Source organism: Nostoc sp. NMS8, assembly GCF_017115045.1.
Taxonomy (GTDB): domain Bacteria; phylum Cyanobacteriota; class Cyanobacteriia; order Cyanobacteriales; family Nostocaceae; genus Nostoc.
Genome location: NZ_JABXKK010000059.1, coordinates 1 through 11,265, shown reverse-complemented (window position 1 = coordinate 11,265; position 11,265 = coordinate 1). Strand labels below are relative to the sequence as shown.

At 41.7% G+C, this 11,265-nt stretch carries 11 protein-coding genes; 6 read left to right on the top strand and 5 right to left on the bottom strand.

Annotation, left to right across the window (positions count from 1 at the left end; translation table 11 throughout):
• Positions 1-21 precede the first annotated feature (21 nt).
• Positions 22-507, bottom strand: a complete 486-nt coding sequence (gene mobV, locus HWQ39_RS10690) for a MobV family relaxase (RefSeq protein ID WP_292844025.1) — start codon at positions 505-507, stop codon at positions 22-24.
• A 956-nt stretch (positions 508-1,463) separates the two neighbouring features.
• Here mobV and HWQ39_RS10685 point away from each other — a divergent pair.
• The 4 genes from HWQ39_RS10685 to HWQ39_RS10670 all read left to right on the top strand — a co-directional run bounded on the left by HWQ39_RS10685 (position 1,464) and on the right by HWQ39_RS10670 (position 4,482).
• Complete coding sequence (locus HWQ39_RS10685) at positions 1,464-2,006, top strand: hypothetical protein (RefSeq protein ID WP_292844023.1); 543 nt, start codon at positions 1,464-1,466, stop codon at positions 2,004-2,006.
• Between the two features lie 234 nt (positions 2,007-2,240).
• Positions 2,241-3,488 carry a ParM/StbA family protein gene (locus tag HWQ39_RS10680; protein ID WP_292844021.1) on the top strand — a complete coding sequence of 416 codons (1,248 nt, stop codon included), beginning with the start codon at positions 2,241-2,243 and terminating at the stop codon, positions 3,486-3,488.
• 229 nt (positions 3,489-3,717) lie between these two features.
• Entirely contained in the window at positions 3,718-3,876 is a 159-nt protein-coding gene (locus HWQ39_RS10675; protein ID WP_292844019.1) for a hypothetical protein, read from the top strand.
• Positions 3,877-4,122: 246 nt separating this feature from the next.
• Positions 4,123-4,482, top strand: a complete 360-nt coding sequence (locus HWQ39_RS10670; protein WP_190963996.1) for a hypothetical protein — start codon at positions 4,123-4,125, stop codon at positions 4,480-4,482.
• Between the two features lie 80 nt (positions 4,483-4,562).
• Here the strand turns inward: HWQ39_RS10670 and HWQ39_RS10665 are convergent, their stop codons facing one another.
• On the bottom strand, positions 4,563-5,093 hold the full coding sequence (locus HWQ39_RS10665; RefSeq protein ID WP_292844016.1) for a hypothetical protein: 531 nt from the start codon (positions 5,091-5,093) through the stop codon (positions 4,563-4,565).
• Between the two features lie 37 nt (positions 5,094-5,130).
• Between HWQ39_RS10665 and HWQ39_RS10660 the strand changes: the two genes are divergently transcribed.
• Positions 5,131-7,950 carry a hypothetical protein gene (locus HWQ39_RS10660; RefSeq protein WP_292844014.1) on the top strand — a complete coding sequence of 940 codons (2,820 nt, stop codon included), beginning with the start codon at positions 5,131-5,133 and terminating at the stop codon, positions 7,948-7,950.
• Between the two features lie 48 nt (positions 7,951-7,998).
• Positions 7,999-8,124 (top strand): tetratricopeptide repeat protein, encoded by a 126-nt coding sequence (locus tag HWQ39_RS10655; RefSeq protein ID WP_292844013.1) that lies wholly within the window; start codon positions 7,999-8,001, stop codon positions 8,122-8,124.
• A gap of 80 nt (positions 8,125-8,204) precedes the next feature.
• On the opposite strand, the gene HWQ39_RS10650 is transcribed toward HWQ39_RS10655, so the two are convergent.
• The 3 genes from HWQ39_RS10650 to HWQ39_RS10640 all read right to left on the bottom strand — a co-directional run bounded on the left by HWQ39_RS10650 (position 8,205) and on the right by HWQ39_RS10640 (position 11,245).
• Complete coding sequence (locus HWQ39_RS10650; RefSeq protein WP_292844011.1) at positions 8,205-8,504, bottom strand: type II toxin-antitoxin system RelE/ParE family toxin; 300 nt, start codon at positions 8,502-8,504, stop codon at positions 8,205-8,207.
• The gene (locus HWQ39_RS10645) at positions 8,504-8,761 is read right to left on the bottom strand and encodes a type II toxin-antitoxin system ParD family antitoxin (RefSeq protein WP_292844009.1); all 258 of its coding nucleotides are present in this window, start codon (positions 8,759-8,761) and stop codon (positions 8,504-8,506) included. The genes HWQ39_RS10650 and HWQ39_RS10645 overlap by 1 nt, the downstream gene beginning before the upstream one ends.
• 258 nt (positions 8,762-9,019) lie before the next feature.
• The gene (locus HWQ39_RS10640; protein WP_292844007.1) at positions 9,020-11,245 is read right to left on the bottom strand and encodes a strawberry notch C-terminal domain-containing protein; all 2,226 of its coding nucleotides are present in this window, start codon (positions 11,243-11,245) and stop codon (positions 9,020-9,022) included.
• Between the last annotated feature and the right edge of the window lie 20 nt (positions 11,246-11,265).

Below are 11,265 nucleotides of genomic sequence, written 5' to 3'. Positions count from 1 at the left end.
TATGTTAGCGTAGATCATCCGCTAACTCCTCTGCCACACCTTTTTTCGTTCACCCCACCGTAGCTGACCCCGGTCATCCACTGGCACAAAGTAAGCATGAATATGTGGCGTGACTTCATCTAAATGTAATTCTGCCCTGACTATCCGCGAACCGTATTCCTCAGACAACCATTGGTGCGTCGCTTCTAGCCAAACATCTAATTTATTTTGCTCATAATACCCTGCCTGGGTTGGACATGAAGCACGAAAGTAACTTGGCGATGCACTCAGCAACATCTCGACGCAGTAAACCCCGTCAGTCCTTATCTTCCTGTGTTGCGGAGCTTCATTTATCTTCGCCATCACCAAATCTTCTAACCTTGATTCGGGATCGTTGCTGCCTATAAACCTAATATTCTCTACCGACAAATCAGCGTTCGGTGTCTCCCTCTCACGAGATGTGTGAGATGCGCTACTCCCTATATCCTTCTGCTTTAATTTTTTTAAACGAGCGATCGCATACGCCATTCCCGCTCACCCTTTTTTTCTCTCATCAATAATATTTCACCTGATAACTAAAATTATTTTTTAGGCTCACTGAGTATTTTTACTCAGGCTTAAAAATGGCATTTTTCCCAAATCAAGAATAGCAAAAATAAACGTACTAGGTACGTTTATTTAGAGGCGGCTGATTTTCCAATTTTTGGCAATTTTATCGCTCCTCGCTAGCTAGCTATCGGGCTACCAGACAGCTACCTGTCGGGAAAATCAAAAATCACAAAAAACCACTACTTTTTTGCCCAACAGGTAGCTAGGTGTCACCTGTGTGGTAGCCCGATAACTACCTGTGGGGAATTGTATTATACAATACAGTTTAGCTCTGAATCTACTTTAGTTTTGTGTAGATTGTCAGACTTTTAAAAGATAGCGTGAGTGAAATTTGAAAAATTAATTAGAGTGCTAATCTATTATTTAGACTAATAGGCTTGTTCCATTGTTTTCTCGTTTTGCCTCGTTTCTTTTAATGGAATAAATTTAAATTTGGAGTCAGGTACAAAAGTTGGCCACTAAATCTATAATTTAGTAAGGGTGTTAAGCCTACTTATTCAGAGTCCGTCATACAGAGTTCAAACTGAATTCTTATTCGGTAACTCGTAAGCAAAGAAGCTCTTGAGCATGGAGCATGGAATAGGAGCATGAGAGCTTACTAGGGGAGCAGGGGAGCAGGGGAGCAGTGAGCAAAGAGAAAAGATTTTGGATTCCCCTGTAATCAAAGGTTTCAGAGCAATTAAATTTATTTATGCTCAAAATGCAGAAAAATAATATGTCCTCAATTGACCCTGTTTGGAGTTCGGTTAAGGCTCACTCCATCACCTGATGCTCACAGCATCAGCCTAAATTGTTTATGGGATTCTGCCTTTGCCCAATGACCCTTCGCTGAGTCATTGGAAATATTTGGATTAGTGTTTTTGGAAAATTCCTAAATGAATAATATGAACGAGGTAAAGCAAGAGATAATCTCAATTAAGCGTTCTCTTGAGAGTTTGGATGGCAAAATAATTAGCTACCTCAAGTCGAACCCTTTGAAACTAGATTTAGATTTTTCTGACTTTGTTATAAATGCGCTCAAAGCCTACTGGCTACCTTTTGTGATGCATTCTGTAGGAGTGCGTGACGAGGAATTAAGACGAATAGCAATTTGGTCAATCAAACAATTAGAAGGTCAGGCTTCTCTGATCCGCGAGGTTTTTGGGATTTCACCTCAAATGAGTACTGTTGTTCAACTGATGAATACTACTGCTGACTACCCAGGTGCTACCAGGAGCAACGATATATCACTGGACAAGACAGAGCTTGTCAATTCTCAAGGGTCTGACTCAGCGACTGCACTATCTATATCTAATGATGTTGAAGTTAGAGAAGAACTTTTGCAGATAGATGAGGAAGATTATGACTACGAGAAGGATTTGATACCTGTAGAGATAACAGAGGAAATGAGAAGGACTAGTAAACTATTTGGGGTTTAGTCGGGGAATAGTACGTTTAATTTCAGCAAGTTTATAAGAATGAGAGGGTGCAGGGGAAGTGTGGGGAGCGTGGGAGGTTAAGGATTTTGTTGAGTAATCATTTTGATTAACCTTGTTTTGTCAAATACCGATGCGCTTCCTACACTCCCTACACCTCCCACACTTCTCGCGCTTTCAGAACTCCCATGCTTGCCACCATGCAACCGCTACACATTCAATCTTTCGAGGTAATTCATGAATAAACTGAATCCAAATCCTGAACCTGCTGTTAATACTCCCAAAATCGTTATCTCTGCTGACATTGGTGGCAGTGAGACAAAAGCGATCGCTCAGATTTATCCTTCGGGTGTACCAATAGTATTAGCGATGCCACCTGAAATCGCTGATGTCTCTAAAACTTCTGTAGCGCGTTTCGTCCCAAACTCATATAACACCAGTATTTGGGTCGGAATGGGCGATGAGTATTATGTTTTGGGTGCATTGGCAAAAAGTGTTTTTGCTGGGACTTCTGCACTACGAGATTTTAAATCTCATTATGCTTTACCAAAACTGGCTGGTTTGTTGTGGTTAGCTTGCCGTCAGTTTCGGCTTGATACCAATAATATTGATGCCTTTGTCCAAGTATTGATGCCACCGGGAGAAATTAGTAATGCTCATAATCTCGGTAAAAAGTTAGGGCAATCACTTAACCGGGGAATTGTAACTCCTACCAACAAATTAAAAGGTAAGCTGCGTAATTTTCATGTTGCCCCGGAAGGCAGTGGCATTATGATATACCGAAGTCGCACGCTGGCTGGATCATATACACAAAAAAATATCGGTTTACTGATGCTTGGCTACCGGAACGCGAGTTTCGTTCTCAGCCAAAAAGGGAATCCGGCTTTGGCTGAAACTACTGATTTAGGTATGAATTGGTTAGTACAGCAGTTTGTCCAACGCACTGCTGTTGGCTTGTCCAAAGAAGATGAACATTTAGTGACTGCAATCATTGCTGCTGGTAAGGGCAACTTTGCTCCTCTGCGTTCTTTGTCCCGCCAAGCCACACCCGAAGGTGTATCTGCCGACTTAAAATTATTTCAAAAGATTCTCCCTGAAGTTCGCTCTGATTACTGTCGCGCTCTTGTACGCTCTCTACGAAACATCCCTTCACTTGATGAAATTCTCATTTGTGGTGGGACTGCTGATTTTGTCAAGAAGGAGTTAACTGACCACTTTCAAAATGAAGGTATACCTATTGTTTGGAATGGCGGCGTACAATTCCCTGCTCCTCTTGATACTAAGGGTCTTGGTGAGCGCGTCGCTGATGTTTGGACGGCACACATTACTTATATATTGATGTTAGACAAGAACTTTGCTTACGACCGCAGACAAGATTTAGTCCCTGACCCCAATAAACCACGACCCTCTACCCCTACTTCTGGCCTTGCCCAATTGCGTGAATACGCTAAAAAACGTGAGGCTGAACAACCTTTGAACAGTTGAAAAATTATGAAGTGCGATCGCACCGATGAGAGTTGGCTTACTCCTGAGCGATCGCATGATTCAAGCTAACTATTTAACATCCCAGCCATCAAACAGATTCGGTTGCTCTACCCCATACTGTCGTTGCACCACGCCAGATGATCCGAACATCTTTCAATGACCACGTTCCAGCACGTGTCACTGTATTTTTAACCGTATATTCCGCATGGACTGTAACGTGATTTAAGCCTTGCTCCATAGCGATACTGACGGGGATGGTCGCACACTTGCACAAGAAATCTTCAATGACGGCACAAGTCCCTTTCAACCAAATCAACCATCAGTACTTGCCTTGAAACAAAACCAGTTTCAATCCTCTAGTGAAGAAGACATGGAAATCCAAATTTAGCCAAAAGTACGATTTTTTTGTAGACTCCTGGTTATTGATTTTTTGGAAATAAAAGACCTAAACTTTGGCTTATTAGTTAGCGTTTCCACATGCTCTAAAGGTGTAGTTCTTATAAAAAAGAATCAGGGAGGAAGGGAAGAGGATAAGGGGAAAGGGATAGAAATTTCCCCTGACCTAGTACCCTTTAACATTTTCTTTGATTCCAAATATTTGTTCTACACCTTTTTCCCACTTTGAACTAAAGCTATGACACTACAATTACCAACCCACAACGGTACACACCCTCAAAAGTCAACAGACTCATTCACTATCCCTCAACAGAAAGAGCGACTAGAAAATCTGTTGTATCAGAAGGTTCAACAAGGGGAAGACATATCCCCTTGTATTGAAGCTCTCTATTATTTAGCTTCAAAGCAAACAACACAAGACCAACTGCAAGTAATGTGGGCTGAAGTAATCAAAGAACGCTCGGCATTCAATTCACTGCAAAGAGTAATAATTACAGCCTTCGCCATCTTAGGAATGATTGCCTTTCTCAATGGGGCATTTCGCTCTGTTAAACCATCTGCGGCTGTTGTCAACCCACCTGCTGTTCAACCTCATTAAAAGGATTTTACCAAAAAGCTGAGAGCTTTGTTTGATAATGCTTTCAGCTTATATTATCACTCACTGTGCATCGCTCTTACCTAATATGCTGTGTCCTTGTCGAAAGGCAAACTGTCTTCCGGCTCAAAGTTACGCAGGTCTTGCTCCATCTGCTGCCGACGTTGAACGTATGTTTTGCTGGCATACATTCTGCTATTCATTTCTTGTTGACCGAAGTTGATGCCTTGTTCTGCCTTTTTTGCAGAAACTTTGTTGTAATCATCAACTTCAATTTTCTTGCGTCGCTCCATCTCTTCAAGCCATCCCTCGCTGATGCCCTTGTCTAGAGCTTCTTGAACGTACTTAGGGTTAAGAGAACCGTCTGGGTTAAACTGCCGCTTTTCTTCTGCTGTAAAGAAATCGTAGGCAGTGTAAACAGGCCACGGCTCTGGGTCGGTTTCATCTAAATGCTTCCACTCATCATATTTGATTTTTAACCTACGGGCATAGTCATCAATGGCTTCTGGAATCATTCCACTAGACAACATTTCAATTCTTGCCTCATTTCTTAAAGTCCCATCTGGGTTGAACTCCTTCTTATGCATATTTATCCAACGTTTAATTCTCGACATATAAAACCTCCTAAAAATTACAAATTATTAAAAATTTATGACACTAGAATTCAAACACTTTGATGCTAGACTAAATCAGTGGATTTATCCAGATGCCAATAATAAAAATCCTGAGTCAATTTTAGCTGAGAAGTTAGACAATACACTACTTGAATCTTACTTCCCTGAAAAAAAATTCTCATTTGGACATATTGATGAGTGCAGTAAATCAGAGGACTTAAAAAATCATCCAGATGGTCATATTCTTCTGTTATCTTCAAAGACACGTTTATTATATGGCCCGCCAGAATGTTTAGAAGTAATTGAAAAACTTTGTCCAGACCGTAAAGACCGTGGTGCTTATGGCTCTATTTTTCTAGGTTCGTGTAGGGATGTCATTAGTGAGAAATTAAATATTCTAGTAGTAGATGATTCGAGCGATGCAAAAGGAAAAAATGGAGGAATTCTTGAGAATGAGGTTGCTTGGAAACTGGTAGGAGATTGTTATGGGCAAATTTCAACTGAATTATATGATAAGTTAACCAAAACAGAAGAACAATCAGACAAAAGTTATCGCGTAATTCAGCATCGCTTCGGCTGGAAAGAAGGGGATGGAGAAGATACTGAATATCGTTTTGGCAAGGGAACATTAAGACCATACGACTTAAAAGAAATAAAGTATGCTAACCCCAATAACACGCCTAAAAATGACCACAATCTCAAACCGGGGATGACCACGCAGGGAGCTAAAGTTATAGAATTTAGACCAGAGCTTACTCAGAGTCAAACTAAATTAGTTTTCGCCAAATCTTATGATGCGGCAGAAGCATTTTACGCGAATATCCCAGCCGAAGACAAACTTGCTGCTGCTGCGGCTGCCTGGAACATCTCTGCATCCCGTCAAGATGAACTCGAAGTTGCACGTAAGCACGACGACACAAGTGCTTACGCTAAAAAAGTCTCCAACTTCGCCTTTGCTGCTTTCCCCAATGAGATTATCTCCCGCTTAAACGAACTGCAATTTACTGAACCGAAGTTAGTCACGTTGAATAACGAAGCGAATCAATTTTTGGGCAGAAAGTGGAACCCAGAGGAAAAACACCCGATAGAAATTAGAGCCTCTCACCACCCACCGGGACATGAACGCCATGTTTCCAGACTGTTGTTTGTACAAGATATTGACGGCGAATATAAGGAATTCGCCATGCTCGAACCCAGAACCGGAATGCTGCCCATTGGCACAAAGGCGCAAGCTAATTTCATTGGCGTGGAACCTGCGACTGCTAAGGCCACTATTGGTTTACCTGGAAATGAACCCATTGAGATAACTATCCGCGAACTTAAAAATTTCTCCTACGCAGGACTTGTTTTTAACGACCAACCGGTAAATTTAGAATTTGGTACTGTGCCAGTTCCTGATAAAACAGTAAAAATTAAGTTAGATGCTTTGACTTTGGGGGAGTTAGACAGTGATTCTGTCGAACAGCTAAAACAAGTTGATTACCTAAAACATGGTAATCCCCTGAAGTTAAAACTCACCTCTATCTCCGAAGCTGGAGATCAAGCTTTTGTGCTAGGTGAGTTGCCAAATGGTAATCTCCTCAAAATTAATAAAATTAACTTTTATGATTTTTCTGGTCAGACATTTAATGATCAAGATTACCGAAAACTGACTATAGAAACGCCACCTTTAAAAACTAGAGATGCAGTATTTCTCAATGGTGAACCACTAGGAGTACTGCACTTCAAAAAGGACAAAGACGCGCTCAGACACCTTGGACTACTCAAGAGCGGAAAACTTACACCTGCGCCCGCTATTATTCAAAGTAATTTTTCCCTAATGTGCGCCAAAATTGACCCAAGGAGCGTTGAATATCCTACTACGTGGACGAAGGAATTCCAAGTTTTTGGGACTCAATCGGTTAACCGCCAACAACAGCAGATGATTGATAGTAGTGAGCCAATTCTACACCAAATTAAAGAGCGTCCCACATTCCTATTTTCTACCCAATCAAACAAAAAGCTTGGAGTCATGGGCTTGGCTGTTGACAACCACAAAGCTGATACAGTTGCTAAATGGTTAACTGCTCAAAATGTTAAATTCTCGCTTGCCCCACCCGAAAATGTTATCAGAGAAACCAAAAAAGGTTTAGCAGTATTTAACTTAGTGAGTAGTTCAATTCCCCCAAAAACTTTGGAGAACATGACCAAGAAATTTGGGGCTGTGATTGAATCAAGTACTGAATATCAGCAACTCGTTAGCTCCCTCGCCACACGACCGCAATTTTTAAAACCGCCAGAACAAACAGCACAATCCCCACCTAACCAATCTATAACTCCATTACTCTCCAGTACTCCTTCTACACCAGACATTAGTAATAGCGTGAAAACCGAGCCTTCAGGTGTAGAGAAGCCCCCGACAATTACTATTGATGACTTGAGAAATTGGTACAATGCCGCAGATAAGCTAGGGAAGCCGGAAAATTACAAAAAACGCATTGTGGAAGTGGCAAATGAGTTTAAATCTGGTGAGCAATTATCAGCCCAAGCCTTGACAGTAATGAATAAAGATACATCTGATCTTGTTGCCATCAGTCGGCTGACTCAAATTGCTCAAAGGATTGGCATGGTCTGGGGTAAGCCTAATGAAAATGGTACTCAAGTTCTGGGAAAAATTTATGACTTGGCTTTCAATACCCAGCAGAGAGATTTAACTATTTCGCAGAAAAATGGAGAGGTAATTTTAAACTTGCAATCTGGTCAGGTGCAGACTAATAAACTAACTCCACAGGTATTGCAAACTTTTGAGGACGCGAATAGTCAAATTGATAAAATATTAGCTAAATCTCAAAGACAACAAATAGACTTACAAAGGTAGATTTATTCTAAATAGCCTTTTTTAGCAATAGGAAAGGAGAACAACGCTATGGAAACGGCTAATTTAAAGCAAGCACAGGTTTCTTATAATCGAGGTCTATCACATCTAAAGTCAGGTAATTTAGATGCAGCTATCGAGTGCTTTAGAGCAGGGTATACAGTCAGCCAATTGTAAGGAAGTTCAAACTGATTTCTTTCCCAAGTAATAAAGAGAAAGCAGCAGTGTTGGCAGAAATATAATTATTAAAGAACGACTTACTCATCATCTTCAAAAAGGCTTTGAATGTCTCTTGCCCCATGTATAACACGAATGACTTCAATCCCTTGGTTTATAGGACGGTAGAAAATTAGATAATTCCCTACTGGAAAACTCCGCAGATATGGTGCTAAGGAATCGCGTTTTCTTCCCATACCTGGGTTTGATGCCAACACTTTGAGCTGACTGTCTATTTTTTTTAGAAGCTGATCTGCTTTATCGAAGCTGTCACTGGCAATAAAATTCCAAATATCCAATAAATCAGCTTGTGCTAACGGTTTTATAAGAATTGTCGCCATTATGGAGATTCTCTCGTCTGCCGTTGTTGTTTCGCCAATTCGATAATTTCATCCATGTTTAGCGGTGTAGATTCTCCGCTATCAATCCCGTGCTGTATCTCCCTACGTAACTCGGTAAGGCGTATTGCTTTGAGGGCATCCTGGTCTTTGAGCAGCCGCAGACCTTCACGGATAACTTCACTAGCCGAAGTGTACATACCGCTTTCAACTTTGGATTGCACCCACTTTTCCAGTTCGATGGTCAGAGAAACGTTCATCTGCTACCTCTTGATAGGCTCATAACAATAATCCTACCGGGAATAACAAAAAATGTCCAACTTTGTTATTACTGGAGTTGAATAATGCCCAAGTAAGAAAATTAAGTTGCAAAAATTATTACAAGAAAGACTGGGAAGTTTGAAAGCCCCTAAAGAACAGTTACGCAATCCCTCGCGGAGGGCTTGCCAAGGCGATTATTAATTTTTTGAGGGTATAAAAAGACCCAGATTAAATATCTGGGTCTTTGAGGTTGGGAATTACCCCAAGATTTCAATCACAGCCGCTAGAATAGCTGGTGCTTTGTCTGAAACCGGAATGAATACCCGCTTTTTCCACTGAATTATTTCAGTAAAACATCCGACAGCCACAAATCTGTCAGCCAACGATAAAGCATTGACTAATTCAATACGGCGCTCATTTGCAATAGTAGAACAACGCAAAGTTACACCTCCGGGTAATTGTTCTGAATACCGCTCATTCAGTACTAAATAAACTAATTCTTTTGGAGAAAGCAGCTTATTTTTCATACCCAATTGTTCGGCAACAGTACGAATATCTTGAGCATCAACCACTCGCCCCAGAATTTTCTCTCCATCACTCAATTGCAGTCGAAATACTCGGCTGTTTTTATTTGGTAGGGTTTTCCAAATCGGCAGAAGAATGCCAGTAACAAGGTGAATGTAGTCAGTAGTAAACTTGGGCAATTCTTCAACTTCTTTAGACCAAGCTGCGACGAACTCGTTTACTGAAACTTCTCTCCATTGAGAGGCTTGTAACTTTTCTTGAGGTAGGCGCATTTCTTTTTGTGGTTGTACCAACAAAATCCTTGGCACAACTCCACCATTATCGTCAAAGATGCTGTGTGTGGGAATGCAGACAGCCGCCTTACTAGACTTATCATTTACCATTAGCCGTCCCCGGTAGTTTGTCGCTAAATCCACCGCTTCAATATCAGTTTTGATGTCAGCCTTTTGAACTCGTTCGATTTTCAAGTAATTGGTAGTACTAGCGCTAACCGGATGAGTATAAACAGTCTCTGTGCTAACAACCGTAAATCGTTCAGCCCGAAGAGTTTCAACACCAGCCTCAAAGATTCCTGCCGCGATCACTGCTTCGATTTGTTGGCTTAACAATAACTCGAACCTCTCAAAAATGATATTCTGCATCCCAATTCTCAAAGCTAGCAGCCGATTGAGGAATTGACGCAAAGGTGGGAGGTCAATTTTCATTCCGCCCTCATGAGAGGTCAGTGATAATCCGGTCATTTGCTCAAATTTTCCTAGTGGAACTTCATAAAACCTACCTTGAAAGATTTGCTTAAATAGCTCATACAAAGCTTGTTCAGCGTACTGTGACTCTAGGTTATCTTGTGCTGAGAATATCCCGTTTCCTCCAGTCTGCCTTTGTCCACGGGTGAGTGCGCCCAGGCTATCCAAACGTCGGGCAATGGTGGAAATAAATCTACGTTCACCTCTAACGTTGGTCGTCACTGGGCGGAATATTGGTGCAGAAGCCTGATTCGTCCGGTGTGAGCGCCCCAGACCTTGAATCGCGTTATCTGCCCTCCAACCAGCTTCAAGTAAGTAGTGCGATCGCCGTTTCCGGTTGACGGCGTTCAAATCTGCATGGTAGCTACGACCTGTGCCGCCAGCGTCACTGAAGATGAGAATTTGTTTGTCACCCTGCATAAACGCTGTAGTCTCCGCGATATTCGCCCCACTACCTCTAGAATCGACGAACAAGCGGCCATCATCATCTTTTAATACCCGCTTGCTACGACCTGTGACTTCAGCCACTTGCTTGTGACCAAAATGCCAAAGTAATTGCTCCAATGCTCCAGGGATGGGGTCAAGGCTTGCTAATCGGTCAACTAGCGCCGAACGCAAAGCCACAGCTTCTTGTGAGATGATGGGCGAACCATCAGCATCAAAGGCTGGTTCGGAGCGTTCTTCTCCATCTGAGGAGGAATGTATTTCATGGAGATGAATCGGAAAAGCGCTCATCAAATAATCCATGACATATTCCCGTGGAGTTAAATCAAGATTCAAGTCCTTCCATTCAAGGGGCGAAACTTCATTAAGTCGGCGCTTGAGTAATTCCTCATTAGTCGAAACTATCTGTATTACAACAGCATGACCAAAGGCTAGATCCTGCTCAATGGCTTTAATCAATTTTGGGCATTTCATCCCGGTCAGCAAATGGTTAAAAAATCGTTGTTTGTGGGATTCAAACTGTGACATGGCGGACATTTTAGCCATACGGTTGTATGTTTTCGCGCCGGAGATATTACACGCTTCTAACGCCTTGTATAAGTTATTGTGGATTATTTGAAAAGCCGAAGCATAACTGTCGTAGATTCTTTCTTGGGTAAGGGTCAAGTCAATTTCCAAGGTATCATATTCGACACCTTCAAAACTGAGACTCCGCGCCAGATATAATCCCAAGGCTTTGGTTGAGTCGATGGAGGCTATTAAGCCTCGCACCTCTCAGTTAGATCCGAACG

Bases quoted from the DNA above. Each gene is read 5' to 3' on its own strand.
- mobV (WP_292844025.1), bottom strand. From the start codon at position 507: ATGGCGTATGCGATCGCTCGTTTAAAAAAATTAAAGCAGAAGGATATA.
- HWQ39_RS10685 (WP_292844023.1), top strand. From the start codon at position 1,464: ATGAATAATATGAACGAGGTAAAGCAAGAGATAATCTCAATTAAGCGT.
- HWQ39_RS10680 (WP_292844021.1), top strand. From the start codon at position 2,241: ATGAATAAACTGAATCCAAATCCTGAACCTGCTGTTAATACTCCCAAA.
- HWQ39_RS10670 (WP_190963996.1), top strand. From the start codon at position 4,123: ATGACACTACAATTACCAACCCACAACGGTACACACCCTCAAAAGTCA.
- HWQ39_RS10665 (WP_292844016.1), bottom strand. From the start codon at position 5,093: ATGTCGAGAATTAAACGTTGGATAAATATGCATAAGAAGGAGTTCAAC.
- HWQ39_RS10660 (WP_292844014.1), top strand. From the start codon at position 5,131: ATGACACTAGAATTCAAACACTTTGATGCTAGACTAAATCAGTGGATT.
- HWQ39_RS10655 (WP_292844013.1), top strand. From the start codon at position 7,999: ATGGAAACGGCTAATTTAAAGCAAGCACAGGTTTCTTATAATCGAGGT.
- HWQ39_RS10650 (WP_292844011.1), bottom strand. From the start codon at position 8,504: ATGGCGACAATTCTTATAAAACCGTTAGCACAAGCTGATTTATTGGAT.
- HWQ39_RS10645 (WP_292844009.1), bottom strand. From the start codon at position 8,761: ATGAACGTTTCTCTGACCATCGAACTGGAAAAGTGGGTGCAATCCAAA.